Source organism: Vallitaleaceae bacterium 9-2, from assembly GCA_038396585.1.
Taxonomy (GTDB): domain Bacteria; phylum Bacillota; class Clostridia; order Lachnospirales; family Vallitaleaceae; genus UBA1351.
Genome location: CP121691.1, coordinates 2,761,866 through 2,782,123 on the forward strand (window position 1 = coordinate 2,761,866; position 20,258 = coordinate 2,782,123).

The following is a 20,258-nucleotide window of genomic DNA, read 5'->3' on the forward strand; positions in this document are numbered from 1 at the left end:
GTAATACCTACTTCATTATTTTTTGAACATATTTTATAAGTATATCTTTTTGATTGTTCTTGGGATAAGTTAACACATACTCCAATAGTTCTTCTAATACTTGACCGATACGTTGCCCTTGATTAATTCCCATCCCTATGAGATCTTTGCCACTAATATCAAGGTCTTTAATAGATAAGCAATCCTGATCTTGAACAATTGTATCCAGAAGCTCTCGAATTCTCTCGTGTTCTTTCGGTAAAATCAACCCTTTTGCTTCTTTATAGCATAACAAGTCATAAAGCATGGGCGGAGTCAATAAACTTGCATGGCGACGAATGCTGAGCTTATCCACAGAGATTGTCGTTTTCTCTTGTGTTATCAACATTTTTACCTTTTCACTGGTCTTATTGTCAAACCTTAATGCTTTTAAAATCTCTGTAATAATTTTAGCTTGATTTGGATGATGCTGATATGCCGATAAGATTCCTGACAAATATATCGCCCAACGTAAATGTAATGCTGGTGGTACTCGCATCAAGGCTTCATAGATGCTTGGATCTTCAAGGTGCAAAATATACTCTGACAAAATATGTTGAATCAATCCACAGTTTGCAAGTTCTTCAATGCGCCACGGTTCTTTTGATAGCAACGTCTTTGTTATTTCTGTATATATTCTTTCAGCACTGACATATTCAATGAGGTAGGCATATTTTTTCATTGCTTCATAGGTTGCCATCTCAATATCAAAATCTAATTTAGCACTAAATCGAATGGCTCTAAGCATTCTTAGAGCATCTTCATTGAACCTATCTTCTGGATGTCCAACACATCGAAGCACCTTCTTTTGAATATCTTCCTGACCACCGTACAAATCTATAATTCCTTCAATGGGATTATAAGCCATCGCGTTAATGGTAAAGTCGCGACGCAGCAAATCTTCATCCAGAGAACGGGTAAACACCACTTCTGTTGGTCGGCGATAGTCCTCATACTTACCTTCAATTCGGTACGTTGTCACTTCATAGCCTACACCGTCAATTAAGACGGTCACCGTCCCATGCTCTAAGCCGGTATCAATCGTTTTTCGAAAGAGACGTTTGATATGCTCTGGCTGGGCTGAAGTGGTAATATCATAGTCCTCCGGTTCCATGTCCATTATAATATCACGTACACAGCCTCCGACAATATATGCTTCTTCACCACTTTTATGGATTTGCTCTAAAATATACTCAACATTTTTTGGTATTTTAAACTGCATCATTTTAAGCCTTCTTTTCTATATATGTTCTTACGAGTTTCCCATGTCCTTTCAATGCATACTTTTGCAGTGCTGCAGGTATCATAAACACATCTCCTTTGGAAGCGTTGATGTGTCCACCTTCGTAGTCTAGTTCCATCGTTCCTTCGACACACATATATATCTCAAAATATTGACCTCGGCCTGAGGATGTAAAGCGATCATGAACGTGAAGCTCTTCTAGTACAAAGTATGGATTGCGTACAAACGTTTTTAAGGTATATGTATCCATTGTTTGGACCGAAGGCTTGGCAAGCTCTGTTGAATGCTTCCCGGAAAAGTCACTCACTGCAATGGACGATTCAATATGAAGTTCTCTTGGTTGTCCATCTAGCCCTACTCTATTCCAATCATATACACGATAGGTGGTATCGGAGTTTTGTTGAACTTCTGCCAATAAAATCCCGTTACCAATCGCATGAATTAAGCCCGCCGGAATATCCAAAACATCTCCCGCTTGAACTTGAACCTCGTTAAGCACATCTTCTAATTGATTGGCCTCTAATTTTGACGTAAATACTTCTCGCGTTGTTCCGGGCTTTAACCCTGCAATTAATGTTGCCCCTGGATCTGCCTGAAGAACATACCATGCCTCACTTTTACCATACTCTCCATTTTCATGTATGTTTGCATATGCATCGTCAGGATGTACCTGCACAGACAACTTTTCTTTTGCATCAATGAACTTTATTAAGAGCGGGAACTTATCACCTGGCAAAAAGGGCTCTCCTATCACGGCTTCGCCTTCTTGAATCAAAAGTTCTTCCAACGTCATTCCTGCATATTGTCCGAGGCGAACCTTCGATTGTCCATTATCATGGCAAGCCACTTCCCAGCTCTCTCCTGTATGTGCAAATGGAATGGTTTTATTTAATTGTGTCGAAAGTTTTTCTCCTCCCCACACACGTTCTTTAAAGTCTGGATCAAAAAAAATAGGTTCCATAGTATTCCTCCATTATGTCAATCAGTTGAACATTATTTTTTCATGATTAAAAGCAAGGGTTATTAGCTTTAATAAAATTCCAATCAATACTAATGACACCCCTACGGTAACTCCAAATTCCATATAAGACAGCTCTTTTAACAATAGTTCTTTGATCGCAAATACATTACCCATGACTGGAATAAAATAATTGTAAAGCTTCACATCACCAGTGGTAAAGACTGTCCCAAAAGCCGAGATCATCACCAAAATATAAATTGGCGAAATATAGGTCCCCGCTTCTTTAACACTTTTTGCAATAACAGAAATAAGGCATATCAATCCAACAAAAACACCGACTTGAACAATTAAAATGACCAAAAGCATCAAATAATCCATACCTGTAAAAGCCAAACCTGCTATAGACACTTCGTTGCCTGCCGCTAAAAGTGCTGACGCGTTGGGAAGAGATGCTATGATTGCACCAAACGTACAGATAGCACTTACAATAGCAACAATCCCCAGACTAATAACTTTTCCCATTGCAATCGTCTCACGGTTGACAGGGGTCAAAAGCATCGTAGCCATTGTGCCTCGCTCCTTCTCCCCTGCTATTACATCAATACCGATGCCCATTGCACCAGCAAACAGCATGATATTTAGAAGCATCGGCATCATAAATGCCAAAGAAAACCCTGCTTCCTTACCCGGTTGCGCTATCTTGCTCTGCTCATTATCCCGATCAATTGTAAATGCAGTAAAAGCATTTATCCCATCAAACCTTTGTGTTAATAACATCGTTTCATATTCTGGTAACAGTGTATATTCAAAGGTATTTTTTGCCGATTGAGAATACTCTTCTGACGGATTATAAAAAGTATGAATATCAGGTTTGTCGGCTGTTGCATACTCTTGAATAGTTACTTCAAAGTTTTCAGAAAATACAAGAAGAAGCTCTGTTGTTCCTGTAAGAATCTCTTCCTTTGTCGTATCTAATGCCTTCATGTCAATATATTCTATCGGTATCGATTGGGTCGCCATATATTCACGAAAAGATTCTGGTGCATTAGCCGCTTTAACTGTAGGAATATTTTCTTCAATGGATTGGGTCATATTTCCAATCATTTTACCCATGAGCGAATACAAAATAAAAATACTAAGTGCAGGCAAGATAAATGCTGAAAAGACCAAGCGTCGATCCGTAAAGACACGTAGCAACTCCTTCTTCACCACAACAAACAGCATTATATCATCCCCTCCTTTGTATCCCCATGATGCCATTCATAGAGTTTAAAAAATGCATCTTCTAAGTTCATCGCATCCAAGGACTGACAGATATCATCTATATTCCCTTGAGCGACAATTTTACCTTCAATAATAATTCCGATGCGATCACATAATTTTTCTGCCACATTCATGATATGCGTTGAAATAATAATAAGCTTTCCCTCAGCTCTTAGACGTATAAGGTAATCTGTCACAGCTTTTGCCGTAATAATATCCAATCCGTTTGTAGGTTCATCAAAAATAATAACTTCTGGGTCATGAATTAAACTCACTACAAGTGAAAGCTTTTGTGTCATTCCTGTAGATAATTCACTGATTTTTTTGTGCTGATATTCTTGAATACCAAAGTACTCAAAAAGTTCTTGGCGCCGCTTTTGAATCTGGTTTTTTTTCATGCCATGCAATTGGCCAAAATACTCGACTGTATATGCCGGAGTAAAATGTTTATCTAATTTTAGTTCATTGGTAAGAAAGCCAATTTTACTACGGACACTTTTTTCATCTACGACCACATCAATGCCTTGAACACTAAGTTTTCCTTGTGTGGGTTTAATCAAAGTTGATAGGGTACGTAGTGTCGTTGTCTTTCCGGCACCATTAGGTCCCAACAATCCAAAGATTTCACCATCATAGGCTTTAAAACTAATTTGGTTCACAGCTTTTTTATATTTTTCTTGAGTTTTTAATTCATTACGTTGCTTTTTCCCTAATCGATAAATTTTAGAAAAATCAACTACCTCAATCATTTTACATCTCCTTTGACAAAATCCTTGCGACATGTATTCCACTGGCTGCCGCTTGTGATAACGAATGGGTCACACCCGAACAATCGCCTAAAACATACAGCCCTTCGACAGATGTCTCTAAGTTACTATCTACTTTAACATTTGAGTTATAGAACTTCACCTCAACACCATAAAGCAACGTATCTTCATTCGCCGTTCCCGGTGCAATTTTATCAAGTGCATAGATCATCTCAATAATATCATCCAGTTGACGCTTTGGAATAACTAAGCTCAAATCTCCAGGCGTCGCATCCATTGTCGGACGGGTAAAGCACTTGCGCATACGGCGTTCGCTACTGCGACGCCCTTTAACCAAATCGCCAAACCGTTGCATAAGAACACCGCCACCTAACATGTTGCTTAAGCGTGCAATAGATGCTCCATACTCATTACTGTTCTTAAATGGCTCGGTAAATCGATTGGTAACAAGTAAAGCAAAGTTTGTATTTTCAGTATGCATTTTGGGATCGGCATAACTATGTCCATTAACCGTTACAATATCTCCATAGTTTTCTGTAACCACTTCTCCATATGGATTCATGCAAAACGTTCGGACCAAATCATTATATTTTTGTGTTTTATAGACAATCTTACTTTCATATACATCATCCGTAATGTGCTTAAAAATAAGTGCAGGCAATTCTACACGAACACCAATATCAACACGATTATTTGTCGTTGGTATATTAAACTTTTCGCACAGCTTTCCAATCCAGCTTGAACCTGTACGCCCTGTCGCTACAATAAGCTTTTTACCCTTAAATGTATCTTTGTTAGTTTCGATTATAAAATGGTCATCCATTTTTTCTAGATTCGTTACTTCATTATTGAAGCGTATATCCATCTTATCTTTAATATAGTCATACATATTGGATGCAATGACCAAGTTTCTGTCGGTTCCTAGGTGACGTACTTGGGCATCTAAAAGGTGTAAATCATGACGCAATGCTTTGCGTTTTAGATCGCCATTTGTCGTTGAGTAAAGTTTTGCATCTTCTCCACCCATCTTCAAATTGATTTTGTCCACTTCCCACATCAATTCCAATGCCTTTTCAGCTCCGACATACTCAAATAAATCGCCGCCAAAGTTGTTGGTGATATTATATTTACCATCTGAAAAACCACCAGCTCCATAAAATCCTTCCATAATAGAGCATGTTTTACATTTACATTCCCTGACACCATGGGTTTTTTTTGGGCAACTACGCTTATCCAATGGAAGCCCTTTTTCAATCATCAAAATCTTTTTGTCCGGAGAATTTTTTACTAATTCATATGCACAAAAAACCCCAGCTGCTCCTGCTCCAACAATTACAATATCATACATCTTCTTTTTCCCTTTCTTGCTTATGCTCACTTTTGTTCGTATACATGCGTTCATCTGCTGCTCGTGTTACTGAATCCACATCAACACCATCTTCTGGATACATTCCATAACCAATCGCCGGTGAAATATGAATCGAATATTGCCCAAAGGCAAAGGCATCTTCAAAAGATGCTTCTATACGTTTTATAAACTCTTTAATCACTCTTGGCGACGTAATATTGGGCAACACAATTAAGAACTCATCTCCGCCAATACGAAATACAACGTCTTTACTTCGACAATGTTCATTAAGGACTTGCGCCGTCTTTTTTAATACTTCATCACCAATCAAGTGTCCATAGGTATCATTGACATCTTTAAAATCATTCAAATCAATCAGTACAAACCCTATATCTTCTTTTGATCTACGCGCTTCTCCAATCACAATTCCAATATATTCATCAAAAAAATGACGATTGTACATTCCTGTTAAAAAATCTCTGTTGGCCATTTTTTCTAATTTTTGGGTCGCTTGAAGATTATACCAAATGCCGATTCCAATGGCAATGCTTATGAGCAAACTGATAACAAATCCACCCAATAACGTCAGCGAATGTTCTTGCCACCCCTTTTGAGGAATAACATATATGTCTTGGTCCATGCGTTCAGTTCTAAGTTCAAACACCAGTGGTTTTTTTTCTAAAACTTCTGCGTCCCCATAAACAACTCCTCGATCATGTTTGGATACAATATGTACACGAATATCATTTCGTCTTGCTATCTTATAAATCTCACGAACATATTCCGCTCGATCAATCACAAGACTTAATTGACCCCAATAGCTTCCATCTTCATATAATATAGGTAGGCGAATAATATATCCTTCCCCTCCTTGAACCAATTTGACCGGTCCTTGAAAATAATTGACCCGTTCTTCTTTTACCGTTAAAACTCCACGGCTTTGACCGCTTACTTTAGCCAAGTCAATTCCCACTGTTCCCTGCCCATCTGCATAAGGAAACGACCACCGAACAGTTGTATCTTCAAGAATTCCAATGGTTCGTATCATTTTTTGTTCTTGGGGTACAATGGATTCCAGATATGCATAGATCTCTTCATCGGCTAAATTCATATCTTTAAATGTAATCAATGATATAATTCCATTCATTAACATGACTTTTTGGTCAAGTATACTTGTCAGTTCGTATTGAAATGTCGAATATCTTCCTGCCGTCATTAATCGTTCAGCTTCTTGGCTTTTTGCTATTTGACTATCTACAACCATACTTAACGTTAAAAATATAATAATACTAATAATATAAGGCAATGATCTTCTTATCCATTTATTATTAATCATACAATCACCTGCCTCTCTATTTTTTATGCACATGTGGAACCTCTTGTAAATCAATTATAGCATTGGTCCATTACTTGAACAAGCAAAAACTCGCGACTTGAAATTGACAAAACGAATGAAAGCGAGTATCATATAGTAGTTATAGAAAACAATGACCATGAAGGAGTTTTTATATTATGGAAGAACAAATCAAATTAGCTCTTGAAGATGTACGCCCTGCATTACAACGTGATGGTGGCGATGTCGAATTTGTTAGCGTTGACAATACAGGAATTGTATCCTTACGATTATTAGGCGCTTGCGGTGGATGCCCAATGTCAACAATGACGTTAAAGAACTTTATCGAAACGGTATTAATCGAGCAAGTTCCGGGTGTTAATGGCGTTATTCAAGTCCAATAGACAATCTAAATGAAAAAGATGCTCATCGGAGCATCTTTTTTTTGTGCTATAGAAAAGTTCCACATAAGCGGCATCGTACTGCGACGAGAAAGCTTTTGCTTAATATGCTTTTCCCCAGTACACCATAGTTGTTGCAGGTTTTCCACAACATACACATGTATCCGATATATGCTCTTGTTCAAAAGGCATACATCTTGATGTCGCTCCTGTCTCTTCTTTGATTTTGTTCTCACACGCTTCATCTTCACACCACATTGCTTTGATAAATCCAGGATTTTCCTCAAGGATTTGACGCATTTGTTCCATGGATGTCGCTTCGTATGTATGTGCGTTACGATGCTCCGTTGCTTTTTTTAATAAGCTTGCTTGTACATCTTCAAGCACTTGAGCTACTTTTTCTTCCAATTCATCAAGATTAACAAAGATTTTTTCTCGATTATCACGTCGTACAATAACCGCTTGATTATTTTCAATATCTTTAGGTCCAAGTTCAATACGAATTGGAACCCCTTTCATTTCATATTCACTGAACTTCCAACCCGGACTTTTATTGGAATCATCTAATTTTACACGATACTGCTTTGCCAGCATTTGTTCTAATGCACTCGCTTTTTCCAATACCCCTTCTTTTCGTTGCATAATTGGGATGATTGCCACTTGGATAGGCGCCACTTTTGGAGGTAGAACTAACCCATTATCATCGCCATGTACCATAATAATTCCACCAATCAAACGTGTTGACACACCCCATGATGTTTGGTGTACATATTGTAATTGATTGTTTTCATCTGTGTACTGAATGCCAAAGGCTTTTGCAAATCCATCTCCAAAATTATGCGTCGTTCCGGATTGTAATCCTTTACCGTCATGCATTAGGCTTTCAATCGTATATGTTGCATTTGCACCTGCAAATTTTTCTTTTTCCGTCTTGCGTCCTTTAATCATTGGAATGGCTAATACATTTTCACAAAATTCTGCATAGACGTTTAACATCTTGATAGTTTCTTCTTGCGCTTGTTCAGCCGTTGCATGTGCCGTATGACCTTCTTGCCATAAAAATTCCAAGGAACGTAAAAATGGACGTGTCGTCTTTTCCCATCGTACAACGGAACACCATTGGTTATATAGGCGTGGCAAATCTCTATGGGATTCAATATCCTTAGAATAAAATTCGCAGAATAAGGTCTCTGATGTTGGACGAACACAAAGGCGTTCTTGTAATTTTTCACTTCCGCCATGTGTCACCCACGCTACTTCAGGAGCGAAGCCTTCCACATGATCTTTTTCTTTTTGCAAGAGACTCTCAGGAATAAACATTGGCATATACACGTTTTCATGCCCTGTCGCTTTAAACCGACTGTCTAACTGCTGTTGAATCAATTCCCAAATACGGTATCCATACGGCTTGATTACCATACAGCCTCTTACACTTGAGTAATCGACTAACTCCGATTTTTTTACTACATCTGTATACCATTTTGCAAAATCTTCACCCATGGAGGTGATTGCTTCTACCATTTTCTTTTCTTTTGCCATTTTTCTCACCTTTCTTTGTATAACATGTGTAGAACACAAAAAAACTCCCTCCCCTAAGGGACGAAGTTATATCATCGTGGTACCACCCTAATTTATGCAGTGTCTGCATATCTTTAGACCTTGATAACGTAAGGCATACGCCATGCTTTCACACGGGACTCATAGATAGGTTCCATAAAGGTTACTTTAAGAATCTTCCAGCCAATGGATTCTCTCTCTGAAAAAGACCAAATATGTACTCGTTCTACTCAACGTCATTTGCTTTTATTCGATTTTATCCGATTCCTAATCGCTTGTCAAGTCTATCTCAATTCCTTTTTTAATATCCTTGCAAACATGACAAGAAGTCCTGTCAATAAAATACTTGCAAAAGGAACACCAAAGGCTACACTGTAGTTAATTCCAAATTGTACATCCAATAAATTTTTTACAAATCCAAGGTTAATCGTTGTGCAATAAGCTAAAATAAATGAAACAAAGCTAAAACTTAGTGCAAACCAAACCAGCTCACGCAAGTAATGTTCTTTTTTTATTCGTAACACTAGTACCAACAATAATAAGAAATATAGCACGATAAAAGTAATACGAAGAGGTAATGATAACATTGTAAAACTAATATCAATCTGTGCCATCTCCATAAGCTTTGTCAATTGTTCACCAAATTCAACGGATATCCCCATTAATGTAAACATGATATACACTGCCAGGTTTGGCAACAGTGCAATAACAGCCGCAATAATCAATAGAATATTTTCTGTATATCTTCCTAATAAAAGAATCGTTCCCACAAGACCAATAACTATCCCTAGTCCAAGAAGAATTCTTAAAAGGATACGTGCACTTTTAAATCCAGCAGAAAATTCTTTATTATAATTTAAACTGATAAAAAACTGGATGCAGATAACAATAATAAACGTCATCACAAAGTTCTTTAACGACGCAAACTGATAACCTAATCCAAGAATTTCTCCTTGTGTAATTATAGAGTAACCTGTTAATAAAAGAGAAAAAACAGCTGCTGAACATACGTATACAACGAATTCAATAAATCCAAAAGTTTTGAGTTTGTTTTCTCGTCGATCAGCTAACCAAAAAGCAATAATTGGAATCAATGCAAAAATCAATGCACCAATATGAAACTCACTTCCATTTTGTATCGTTCCGCCACCATTAAACACGCTGATGTTCATAATAAAACTAGTTACCCGAATAAACCTTGTGAATGAAAATGTAATCTGTTCACTTAGTGAGCCATTAACCCATTGGTTTATCTGCCCTATAAAAAACCCATTGATGATGAGCGATAGCAAAACTCCAAAGCCAAAGTCAATGACAAATGCCCAAAGCCCAATACGCAAACCTTCTTTTGCCTTTTTAAGCACAACATTATTTTCCATACTCTGCTCCCGTCCTACAGTTCAAGGATTTTTAAGATCTCATCTTCCTTGATTGTATATGTCGCTTTCGTGTCGTTAAGCGGTTCTTCATCTTTTCCTATGATATGTACCGAATCAAGTCCAATATGTGCTGCTCCATCGATATTTTCTTGATAGTTTCTTCCGATAATCAATGTCTTTTTATCTTTTAGCCCTTGATTTTCTATAAAGGATTCAAATGCCTTATCGTTCGTCTTTTTAAGACGTGTATTTGAACTCATAACAATAGTGTCAAATGCATCATACAATCCGACTGCTCGAAGTTCATTTTTTGCAAATGTCGCTTGTCCATTGGCAAAAATATAAATGTTTTTATCCTGTTCTTTTAGCTGTTCAATCAATTGATTCACGTAAGCTTTAATTTCTAAGTTTTCTGTTATAAGCAACAAGAATACTCGAGCAGCTTCACGAACAAGTTTGTTTTTTGGCTTCACGTTTTTTTTCTTAAACAATTGGAAAAAGATATCTTCAATATCGATATCAACATGTTGATCATCGGCATCATTTTCTCTGATTTTCCCTAAATATTTTTCAAATTTCTCCTTAAATTCATCTGAATCATAACATGCTCCATGAAAGCAGTAAAGTTGGCTCATTTTTTCCCATAAATATTCATGGTTCCAATTTTTTTTCGTATCAATTAGTGTTCCATACAAATCAAAAACATAATTTTTATACATACACGACACCTTTCTTCTTTTCATTCGTTACTTTTCAGTATTACACATTCTTATTTAGAATGCAATAGCTTTAATGTGAATTTGGTTTTGGTTTAATCCCTTTTAACATATAGGCAATAATATAGCACGTTACCGATACGATAATAATCGTCGCACCTGAGGGAATATCAAAATAATAAGAGAATATTAATCCCATCACACTAACTAAGGTTCCAACAAAAATTGATAACAGCATAATTTTTTCCAATCGATTTGAAAACAATTTTGCAATCGCTGGCGGAATGGTTAATAATGCTATGACAAGAATAATGCCAACCACCTTAATCATAATAACGACCGCCATTGCAATCATTATAAAAAGCACATATTCGTACAACCTTACGTTTAAACCAAGTACAACCAAGTATTCTTCATCAAATAAATATCCTTTGACAATTTTAAACTTCCCGATAATGACAAAAATAATAACTAGCGCCAAAATCATAATCAAATATAAATACGTACTAGATACCGTCAGTATATCTCCAAAGAGATAAGAGGTCATGTCCGGTGGATATCCTGGTGTCAATGTTATAAATAAAATTCCCAGAGCCATACCAACAGACCAGAACATTCCAATTAATGTATCCGTATATGTATTTGCACGCCGTCGAATAGTCACGATGGCTATTGCTGCCATTATTGCAAATGCAAAACCTCCAATAATCGGCTCAATCCCTAACAAATATCCTAACCCAATTCCACCAAACGATGTGTGGGCAATACCTCCACTCATGGAGACCAATTGCTTTTCAATAATTATGGTTCCGATAATTCCACATACAATGCTGGCTAGTAGAGCCGCAATAAGCGCGTTTTGCATAAAACTATAATTCATAATTGCATTCCACATAGTCGTCTCCTTATCATTTCTCTACCTTTTCGTGCTCCTTGAATATTCGAACTGGACACCCTGGATACAATTCATCATGAAGATTTTGCATATCTTTGGTCAGGTGCTTTGCCAAATGTGTCTCATCACGGTGATAGTAGTGAGCTGTCGTATTAACACAGAACACACTATCTAAATAGGGCATCAACGATTCTACCTCGTGACTAACAATTACGATTGTCTTTTCTTGATTGAGCTCCTGCAAAAGATTATATATCTCCATCTTCGTCTTCGCATCAATGCTTGCCGTCGGTTCATCCATAGCTATTAAATCCGGATCGTTCATCAGCGCTCTTGCAATAAGGACCTTTTGCATCTGTCCTCCTGAAAGTTGCCCAATTTGACGATGGCGAAGTTCATAAATGTTTAAAAAGCGCATTAATTCTTCACTTTTGTCATAGGATGCTTGGGGCGTTCGATAGAACCATCGTTGTTGCTTTTTGGCTTCTCCCATTAACACAACTTCTTCCACTGTGGTTGGAAATGATTTTTCAAATGAAGTAAATTGAGGAACATATCCTATCCTCAACCCTTTTTTTATTTCAACAGTTCCATTTGTTGGTTCAATTAAGCCAACAATTGTTTTGATCAATGTCGATTTTCCACCGCCATTAGGACCGATAACGCCCAAAAACTCTTTGTTTTCTATTGCTAGATTCACTTTATGCAGCGCATTGACTTTTCCATAATGTACGCACAAATCTTTTACAATAACATCCATAGGCAACCCCCTATTCAAAATCAAAATCTACTTTTTCCCATTGTTCACGGTCAACATCCACAATCGTGTTGCGCCGCCACTCATCATATACTACATCAAAATGTTCTGACTTTAGTTGTTCAATCGTTTCCGTGCGAATCTTTTGTTCGTATTCAATAAAATTTTCATTAAAGTCAAGTAATTGCGCAGGCGATGGTTCTTCGATATTCATCATCTTAAAAAGATAGTAGCCATCCTTATCATCAAGTATTGTACTGACTTCCCCTTCACTAAGCTGCGCTAATTCAAAAGCAAAAGCTTCAGGAAGTAATGCTTTTGAATATGTTTGTTCCATCACATCACTTTGATTGTAGGTTATGGCAAGTTCTTCAAAATCTACACCTTCAATAATCTGCTGATAGATGTGTTCTATATTATCCAGCGCCGTTCCTTGCGCATCATCGGCGACAAATATTTGCCAAACGGTCATTTGCGTCAAAAAGTCTTTCGGGGCTGTTTCAACGAGCTTTCTGTACTCACTGTTTTCTAGCATGACTTGCTCAACACTTTCTTCGTCCGGATTGAGGTCACTGGTCAAGTCATTATATACACTTCGGGCTCTAGCAAACTCTATAAAAACCTTGTGTACTATCTCTTCTGTAATCCCATGTTCTTGTCTAAAGGCTTCTGGTAATTGAAGATAGTACTTTGAACCTTGTGTGCGACTGATACGCACTTGCTCTTCAGACAATTGAATACGAAATTCATCTGCTTTTTTTTGGATGGTCTTTATACGTACGATGTTTTTTAGAACGGCCTCTGCCGCCACATCTAAAGCACTTTTTCCTCCACTAAAATCTTCAAATTCCCAAACGTTTTCTCCACCTATATTGATAAATTCTTCATATACCTGATATGCATATACCATAACCTCAGCTTCATCAACAGGCATTTCATCAATTTTTAGCATGTATGTCTCTTGGGTTTCTTCCTGTTTTGAGCATGACAAAAAACTACTTAATAAAAGTAGTAAAATCATAATACGTATCACATGAATATGTACATGGTAGCTTCTGTCCATAGCTTTTTTCTCCAGTCACTACTCCCATCAAGCGCCTATTATTCTTATTATACGTGTTCATCGCTTAGACTTCAATTCTTTTAAGTCATGTAATAAAGATTTAATATAGTTAAACCTCTCTCGATATTCTTGCTTATTTAATAACAAGGTAAAGTATGGTCTTTGATTTACCGTAAAACGTCGTCGCTTTTCATCCTTAGCAATAACTTCCGGTATCTTTATTGGATCAATTGCTGCATCTTGTTTCATTTCAAAGAGGATATTCGTACCTTTTTCTTCAACAGAGGTTATGTAAAGTTGGTTGGATAGATTTTTGATTAATGCAATTTCTAATAAATTTTCAACGGATTTAGGCAAGTCCCCATATCGGTCGATTAATTCATCTTGCATATCTTCATAATCCTCTAAAGATGCAATAGAAGCAATCTTTTTATAGCTTTCAATTTTTTGCACTTCATTTTTAATATAAAATGGTGGAATAAATGCATCTACAGTCAATTCAATCGTTGTTTCAAACCGTTCTTCATAATGCTTACCTTGTTGTTTTTTCACAGCATCTTCGAGTAATTTACAATATAAGTCATACCCGACAGCATCCATATGCCCATGTTGACTTTGTCCGAGTATATTTCCCGCGCCGCGTATTTCCAGGTCACGCATAGCAATACGAAATCCCGAACCAAATTCTGTAAATTCTTTGATGGCTTTTAAACGTTTTTCCGCAATTTCTTGAAGCACTTTATCCCGCTTATATGTAAGATATGCATAAGCCAAGCGACTTGAACGTCCCACCCTGCCGCGTAATTGATACAACTGCGATAAGCCCATGTGGTCCGCATTTTGAATAATGATCGTATTGACATTTTGAATATCAAGTCCCGTCTCAATAATCGTTGTTGATACCAAGACATCGATTTCTCCATTAATAAAGTCCACCATAATATCTTCCAGCTCGCGTTCACTCATTTGTCCGTGGGCAAATGCCACATTCGCTTCTGGAACCATTGCGCTAATCTTAAGCGCAACCTCATCAATGTCTTTAACACGATTATGCACATAGTATACTTGACCTTCACGGGACAATTCACGATATATAGCATCTTTGATAAGTTCATCATTATGCTCCAGAACATAGGTTTGAATGGGTTGGCGTTCTTCTGGCGGCTCTTCAAGGACACTCATATCCCGAATACCAATCAGACTCATATGTAAGGTTCTAGGTATGGGCGTCGCCGTTAATGTCAAAACATCCACATCTTCTTTAATATGCTTAATCTTTTCTTTGTGCGCAACCCCAAAGCGCTGTTCCTCATCAACGATTAACAAACCTAAATCTTTAAATTCAATATCCTTTGATACAAGGCGGTGGGTTCCGATAACTATATCGACCAAACCTTTTTTCAAACCTTCAATGGTAATTTTTTGTTCTTTTTTAGTTCGAAATCGTGACATCATATCAATACGCACCGGAAAGTCCTTCATGCGTTGAATAAAATTATTATAATGCTGTTGAGCTAAAATCGTTGTCGGTACAAGATAGACAACTTGTTTGCCATCTTGAACCGCTTTAAATGCTGCGCGTATAGCTACTTCCGTTTTTCCATATCCGACATCTCCGCAGATAAGACGGTCCATGATTTTTGTACTTTCCATATCTTTTTTAGTATCAATAATGGCATTCATTTGATCATCCGTCTCATCATAGGGAAACATCTCTTCGAACTCTTGCTGCCATAGACTGTCTTTACTATATACAAAACCTTTTGTTTCTTGGCGCCTCGCATATAGCTCAATCAACTCCGTAGCAAGTTCTTCTACAGCGCCCTTGACCTTAGCCTTTGTCTTTTTCCATTCTGCCGTTCCAAGTTTATTAAGCTTGGGTGCCTTGCCTTCTGCACCAATATATTTTTGAATAGCGTCTAGTTGGCTAGTAGCGATATACAAACTACCATTGTCCCGATAGTCAATCTTGATAAAGTCTTTGCTCACATTATCAATCTCAATCGTCTCAAGCCCTCGAAAAACTCCAACTCCATGGTGCTCATGCACTACATAGTCGCCTACTTTAAGTTCTGAAAAATGGTCAATCTTGCTACCGCCAGAATATTTACGTTTTTTAACTTTTTTCTTTGTTCCTGCCATATCTGTTTCTGCAAGAATCGCAAACTTTGCATCCGGATAGTCAAATCCTCGGTGGATCTGACCTACGCCAATATTAATTACTCCACTTGGAAGCTCTTGTTCATAGTCCTTGATAACCTGACTTTTAATATCATGTTCTCCAAGTAACTCATGCAGGCGTTGTCCCCTGGTACGCGACGCAGTTACCAGAAGCATCTTGTAATTTAGATTCAGATAATAGTTGATGTCTTTTATCATTAAATCAAAGTTCTGATGATATACATTAATCGATTTGATATTAAACTGCAAGTGTTCATCATAAGACAGAATTTTTTTTGTTGAGAAAAGACTGCTCATCATAATGGTCTGATAAGTCCCTATTTCATCTATGATATGATTAAAGCGATGCCCCAACTCCAACTGTTTGGGCAATAATTGTCCTTTTTCAAAGCGCGTCTGCATACTATCATTATATTCATGGGTCATGCCCTTGATGCGTTCTGCTATGTGCACCGGTTCAACCAATACAATCTTGGGATCCGTCAGATAATCAAGAATACTATGGATTTCATCATAATAATAAAAGACATAGCTTTCAATACCATTAAAATTTCCGTATTGGCTGATTTTATCGGTCAGTATTTCATATGTTCGCTTTAACTCACCTATTTCATCCAATAGGTCTTTACTTTTTAATTTTTTGTAGTGTTGCTCAAAATCCTTTGTCGATTCTTCAAGTGCTTTTTTTATGGTCGCATCATCAACTACAATTTCCCTAGCCGGAAGAATCATTGCTTCATCAAGCATGGTAATCGAACGCTGCGTCTCATGGTTGACTAAACGTATCGAGTCCACTTCATCGCCAAAAAATTCTATACGAACGATATCATCCATATTCATAGGAAAGACATCGACTAATCCACCTCGAAGCGCAAATTGTCCTCGACTTTCCACAAGGTCAACGCGTTCATATCCTAAGTAGACAAGTTCTTTGGCTAATTGTGTGACCGACGTTTCTGTCCCAATTGTAAACGTCAATACTTTAGCCTTAATTTTTTCAAAAGAAATCAAAGGATCCACAAGGGCTTCTACCGACATAACAAGCGTAACATCATTGCCTTGAATCAGTTGTTCCAAAATCAGCATTCGCGCACGTGTAATATCATTACTATGCACATCGGCACTATAAAAAATCAAGTCTTTTGAAGGATAAAAGAGTACATGTTCTCCCCCTTCGCCTTCAAAAAACTTCATATCTTCAACAATTTCTTTTGCTTTCTTCTCATTAGGTGTAATAATTACTTTTGTTCCAACGGGCAAAAGGCCACTCACTAAGTGACTGACCTGAGAATCCGATATACCGGAAATATTCAAATGCGAATTTTTGTATTTCAAATGCCGTAAAGCCGCTTCAAACACTTCAAGAGACTTTAGCGGGTTAATAATATTTTGCACATAATCACACTTTCATAAGTTGATTTTATTTTTTGTTATAGTTATTCATCGCATAGTTTAGACCTTTATTCAAGATTGCTTCCACCGCATCAGCAGTATGTTCAATACTTTGTGTCATTTTTTCAATTTCACTTTTATTGAACCTGTCTAATACAAAATGTTCTGCTTTTACATTAGCCGGTTGCGGTCCTACACCAACCTTTAAACGTAAAAACACATCATGACCTAGGTGGTTGATGATATTTTTAATCCCGTTATGCCCTCCGGCACTACCTTTGTCACGGATACGCAGCGCACCTAAATCCATACTCAAATCATCATAGATGACGATAATCTCTTCTGCGCTGAGTTTATAAAAATCTAATACTTCGCGAACACATTCCCCACTTAAATTCATATACGTCAAAGGCATCACAAGCAGGACTTTTTCTCCTGCTATGATACCTTGACCTACAATCGCTTTAAACTTGCGCTGATTCATGGGAATGTTATGTCGATGTGCTAATAACTCAATCACTTCAAAACCAATGTTATGTCGTGTCTGAGCGTATTTGAGCCCTTTATTGCCTAGGCCTACTATTACCTTCATATGCATTCCTTCCTATGATACCCTTAACGATTTATACTAATAATTATGCATTCACATAAATGTTTTGATCACGATTTGGACCTACGCCAACCATTGATACCTTGGCTCCACAAAGCTCTTCTACGCGTTTTACAAAAGCTTTTGCAGCATCAGGTAATTCTTCATAGTTTCTAATATGGTCAATCGGTCCCCATCCTTCAAGCTCTTCATATACCGGTTCACATAAAGCCAATTCTTCCAGACTTGCCGGGAACTCATGAATGATCTCATCACCTTTTTTATATGCCACACAAATTTTTACTTTATCGATATTGGCAAGTACATCAATTTTATTGAGTGCGATACTTGTTAATCCGCTTGTTCTAACCGCAAACTTTCCGATAACCGCGTCAAACCATCCACAACGTCTTGCACGTCCAGTCGTCGTTCCAAACTCATGACCTGTATCGCGTATTTGTTCTCCAACTTTATCAAAAAGCTCTGTAGGGAAAGGTCCTTTTCCTACACGGGTTACATAACCTTTCATAACACCGATACATTCATCAATCATTGTTGGACCGATTCCAGCACCCACACACACACCACCTGTGATCGGATGTGAACTAGTTACGTAGGGGTATGTTCCCAAATCAATGTCTAATAACGTCCCTTGAGCACCTTCGAATAACACTCTTTTGCCTGATTTAATCGCATCATATGCCAACACTGTTGTATCTTCAACATATGGAGCTAGACGTTTAGCATATTCTTGGTATTCAGCAATGACTTCATCTGCATCAAATTGAATTTCTTGATTATAGACATGTTTAATAATTTTATTTTTAATCTCAACATTTTCTCGTACTTTCGCTGAGAATACTTCGTCGTTGTACAAGTCACAAATACGAATACCTGAGCGCTCCACTTTATCCATATAGCATGGACCGATTCCTTTTTTTGTCGTACCAATGTCATTGGCTCCTCTTGCCTCTTCCTTGATTCCATCTAAGGCTTTATGATAAGGCATAACTACATGAGCACGTTTACTGATTTTTAAGCGTTCAAATGAAATACCACGCTTTGCCAATCCATCCATTTCCTCTAAGATCCCTTTAGGATCGATAACCACACCGTTACCTACAATACAATCCGTTCCCGGATAAAGTACTCCTGAAGGAATTAGATGGAATTTATATACATTATCATTAACTGCAACTGTATGGCCTGCATTATTTCCACCTTGAGATCTTATGACAACCTCAGCTTCTTCAGACAAGATATCGATGATCTTCGCTTTACCTTCATCTCCCCATTGTGCACCTATAATAACTTTTGTTGCCATAAAATTTCTCCTTCCAAAACACATTTTTATTGACAGGATAGTATCCCATTGATATAATATCCGTTACATTCTATTATATATAATAACTTGATTGTGCCCATGGCACAGTCCTTTAATATATTATCAAAACAATTCATAAAAAGCAAGCATTTCCGAACATTATTCGTATTTTCTTTTTTAATGTTCGGTATAATTGTGTGACAAAGCTATTAAGTTTTTATGAATTTTTAGAAAAAGCTTATTATTTAGGGTGTTTTTACCGAAAATTATAACACAAACAACTTTACAGAACACTGTAAAATCAGGTATACTATAGTTAGAAGAGATATATTTATTTATCTTCTAACACTTGTATTGGAAGGAAGTGATCCTATGAAAATCGAAAAGATCAATAACAATCAAATCAAATGCGTTCTTAGTAAAAGTGATTTAACTTCCCGACAAATCAAAGTAAGCGAGCTTGCATACGGTACGGATAAGGCTCAAGAACTTTTTAAGGATATGATGATGCAGGCAAGTGATCAATTTGGTTTCGAGGCCAATGACGCTCCATTAATGATTGAAGCTGTTCCATTATCATCAGATAGCATTATGCTTATTATTACAAAAGTAGACAATCCTGATGACATTGAAGATAAATTTGCGAATCTCCCAGTCCCTACAACTCGGACATTTAAGAAAAAAACATCAACGGAAGATAATTTTGTCGAAGAATCCGCTCTCGAAAAAGAACGTATCAAAGATGAACTTATTGATGTCTTTTATGTATATATTTTCAATTCATTAGATGAAGTTTCGCATGCTGCACAAAAGATTAATGACTTTGATTTCACACGCAGTTCACTGTTTAAGAACACCGAAACCAACCAATACTATCTTGCAATTATTGCAGATAACATTCCACGTTGGGCTAACCGCGTTATACGCGGTACCTTATCTGAATACGGTGAAGCCGCTGTTCATCGACATACAGCTTTAAGTTATTTTGAAGAACATTTTGATTTGCTTATCAAAGATAATGCTGTAAATATTATGAGTCAGCTTTGATTTGATTTTAAAAAAAGGTTGTGT

At 37.2% G+C, this 20,258-nt stretch carries 17 protein-coding genes and 1 other annotated feature; of the genes, 2 read left to right on the top strand and 15 right to left on the bottom strand.

Features of this window, described 5'->3' with window-relative positions; genetic code table 11:
- Nucleotides 1–7: 7 nt before the first annotated feature.
- Genes QBE53_12770 through QBE53_12795 form a run of 6 tightly spaced genes read right to left on the bottom strand, consistent with a single transcriptional unit; the run spans nucleotide 8 to nucleotide 6,936 of the window.
- Nucleotides 8–1,243: a CCA tRNA nucleotidyltransferase gene (locus QBE53_12770; GenBank protein ID WZL80672.1), complete on the bottom strand. Its 1,236-nt coding sequence runs from the start codon at nucleotides 1,241–1,243 to the stop codon at nucleotides 8–10.
- Between the two features lies 1 nt (nucleotide 1,244).
- Nucleotides 1,245–2,222, bottom strand: coding sequence for a class I mannose-6-phosphate isomerase (locus tag QBE53_12775; protein ID WZL80673.1), 978 nt, complete (start codon nucleotides 2,220–2,222; stop codon nucleotides 1,245–1,247).
- A gap of 21 nt (nucleotides 2,223–2,243) precedes the next feature.
- Nucleotides 2,244–3,446, bottom strand: a complete 1,203-nt coding sequence (locus QBE53_12780) for an ABC transporter permease subunit (protein WZL80674.1) — start codon at nucleotides 3,444–3,446, stop codon at nucleotides 2,244–2,246.
- A complete protein-coding gene (locus QBE53_12785) occupies nucleotides 3,446–4,234 on the bottom strand; it encodes an ATP-binding cassette domain-containing protein (protein WZL80675.1) in 789 nt (262 codons plus the stop codon). Before QBE53_12785 ends, QBE53_12780 begins: the two co-directional genes overlap by 1 nt.
- A 1-nt stretch (nucleotide 4,235) precedes the next feature.
- Nucleotides 4,236–5,600, bottom strand: coding sequence for an NAD(P)/FAD-dependent oxidoreductase (locus tag QBE53_12790; GenBank protein ID WZL80676.1), 1,365 nt, complete (start codon nucleotides 5,598–5,600; stop codon nucleotides 4,236–4,238).
- A complete protein-coding gene (locus QBE53_12795) occupies nucleotides 5,593–6,936 on the bottom strand; it encodes a diguanylate cyclase (GenBank protein ID WZL80677.1) in 1,344 nt (447 codons plus the stop codon). The genes QBE53_12790 and QBE53_12795 overlap by 8 nt, the downstream gene beginning before the upstream one ends.
- Before the next feature lie 176 nt (nucleotides 6,937–7,112).
- Here QBE53_12795 and QBE53_12800 point away from each other — a divergent pair, with 176 nt between their 5' ends.
- Entirely contained in the window at nucleotides 7,113–7,337 is a 225-nt protein-coding gene (locus tag QBE53_12800) for a NifU family protein (protein ID WZL80678.1), read from the top strand.
- A gap of 99 nt (nucleotides 7,338–7,436) precedes the next feature.
- Here the strand turns inward: QBE53_12800 and proS are convergent, their stop codons facing one another.
- The 9 genes from proS to QBE53_12845 form a co-directional block, all read right to left on the bottom strand.
- A complete protein-coding gene (proS, locus tag QBE53_12805; GenBank protein ID WZL80679.1) occupies nucleotides 7,437–8,873 on the bottom strand; it encodes a proline--tRNA ligase in 1,437 nt (478 codons plus the stop codon).
- Nucleotides 8,874–8,926: 53 nt separating this feature from the next.
- Nucleotides 8,927–9,134, bottom strand: a binding site (T-box leader).
- A 41-nt stretch (nucleotides 9,135–9,175) separates the two neighbouring features.
- A complete protein-coding gene (locus QBE53_12810; protein ID WZL80680.1) occupies nucleotides 9,176–10,270 on the bottom strand; it encodes a hypothetical protein in 1,095 nt (364 codons plus the stop codon).
- Nucleotides 10,271–10,284: 14 nt separating this feature from the next.
- Nucleotides 10,285–10,989, bottom strand: a complete 705-nt coding sequence (locus QBE53_12815) for an HAD family hydrolase (GenBank protein WZL80681.1) — start codon at nucleotides 10,987–10,989, stop codon at nucleotides 10,285–10,287.
- A gap of 70 nt (nucleotides 10,990–11,059) precedes the next feature.
- On the bottom strand, nucleotides 11,060–11,881 hold the full coding sequence (locus tag QBE53_12820; protein WZL80682.1) for a metal ABC transporter permease: 822 nt from the start codon (nucleotides 11,879–11,881) through the stop codon (nucleotides 11,060–11,062).
- 13 nt (nucleotides 11,882–11,894) lie between these two features.
- A complete protein-coding gene (locus QBE53_12825; protein WZL80683.1) occupies nucleotides 11,895–12,641 on the bottom strand; it encodes an ABC transporter ATP-binding protein in 747 nt (248 codons plus the stop codon).
- 10 nt (nucleotides 12,642–12,651) lie between these two features.
- Complete coding sequence (locus QBE53_12830; protein ID WZL80684.1) at nucleotides 12,652–13,701, bottom strand: hypothetical protein; 1,050 nt, start codon at nucleotides 13,699–13,701, stop codon at nucleotides 12,652–12,654.
- 57 nt (nucleotides 13,702–13,758) lie between these two features.
- Nucleotides 13,759–17,277 (bottom strand): transcription-repair coupling factor, encoded by a 3,519-nt coding sequence (gene mfd, locus QBE53_12835; protein ID WZL80685.1) that lies wholly within the window; start codon nucleotides 17,275–17,277, stop codon nucleotides 13,759–13,761.
- Nucleotides 17,278–17,302: 25 nt separating this feature from the next.
- Nucleotides 17,303–17,866 carry an aminoacyl-tRNA hydrolase gene (gene pth / locus QBE53_12840; protein WZL80686.1) on the bottom strand — a complete coding sequence of 188 codons (564 nt, stop codon included), beginning with the start codon at nucleotides 17,864–17,866 and terminating at the stop codon, nucleotides 17,303–17,305.
- Nucleotides 17,867–17,909: 43 nt separating this feature from the next.
- Entirely contained in the window at nucleotides 17,910–19,187 is a 1,278-nt protein-coding gene (locus tag QBE53_12845; protein ID WZL80687.1) for an adenylosuccinate synthase, read from the bottom strand.
- 372 nt (nucleotides 19,188–19,559) lie between these two features.
- Between QBE53_12845 and QBE53_12850 the strand changes: the two genes are divergently transcribed.
- Nucleotides 19,560–20,234, top strand: a complete 675-nt coding sequence (locus QBE53_12850; GenBank protein ID WZL80688.1) for an adaptor protein MecA — start codon at nucleotides 19,560–19,562, stop codon at nucleotides 20,232–20,234.
- Nucleotides 20,235–20,258: the final 24 nt, after the last annotated feature.

Bases quoted from the DNA above. Each gene is read 5' to 3' on its own strand.
- QBE53_12770 (WZL80672.1), bottom strand. From the start codon at position 1,243: ATGATGCAGTTTAAAATACCAAAAAATGTTGAGTATATTTTAGAGCAA.
- QBE53_12775 (WZL80673.1), bottom strand. From the start codon at position 2,222: ATGGAACCTATTTTTTTTGATCCAGACTTTAAAGAACGTGTGTGGGGA.
- QBE53_12780 (WZL80674.1), bottom strand. From the start codon at position 3,446: ATGCTGTTTGTTGTGGTGAAGAAGGAGTTGCTACGTGTCTTTACGGAT.
- QBE53_12785 (WZL80675.1), bottom strand. From the start codon at position 4,234: ATGATTGAGGTAGTTGATTTTTCTAAAATTTATCGATTAGGGAAAAAG.
- QBE53_12790 (WZL80676.1), bottom strand. From the start codon at position 5,600: ATGTATGATATTGTAATTGTTGGAGCAGGAGCAGCTGGGGTTTTTTGT.
- QBE53_12795 (WZL80677.1), bottom strand. From the start codon at position 6,936: ATGATTAATAATAAATGGATAAGAAGATCATTGCCTTATATTATTAGT.
- QBE53_12800 (WZL80678.1), top strand. From the start codon at position 7,113: ATGGAAGAACAAATCAAATTAGCTCTTGAAGATGTACGCCCTGCATTA.
- proS (WZL80679.1), bottom strand. From the start codon at position 8,873: ATGGCAAAAGAAAAGAAAATGGTAGAAGCAATCACCTCCATGGGTGAA.
- QBE53_12810 (WZL80680.1), bottom strand. From the start codon at position 10,270: ATGGAAAATAATGTTGTGCTTAAAAAGGCAAAAGAAGGTTTGCGTATT.
- QBE53_12815 (WZL80681.1), bottom strand. From the start codon at position 10,989: ATGTATAAAAATTATGTTTTTGATTTGTATGGAACACTAATTGATACG.
- QBE53_12820 (WZL80682.1), bottom strand. From the start codon at position 11,881: ATGTGGAATGCAATTATGAATTATAGTTTTATGCAAAACGCGCTTATT.
- QBE53_12825 (WZL80683.1), bottom strand. From the start codon at position 12,641: ATGGATGTTATTGTAAAAGATTTGTGCGTACATTATGGAAAAGTCAAT.
- QBE53_12830 (WZL80684.1), bottom strand. From the start codon at position 13,701: ATGGACAGAAGCTACCATGTACATATTCATGTGATACGTATTATGATT.
- pth (WZL80686.1), bottom strand. From the start codon at position 17,866: ATGAAGGTAATAGTAGGCCTAGGCAATAAAGGGCTCAAATACGCTCAG.
- QBE53_12845 (WZL80687.1), bottom strand. From the start codon at position 19,187: ATGGCAACAAAAGTTATTATAGGTGCACAATGGGGAGATGAAGGTAAA.
- QBE53_12850 (WZL80688.1), top strand. From the start codon at position 19,560: ATGAAAATCGAAAAGATCAATAACAATCAAATCAAATGCGTTCTTAGT.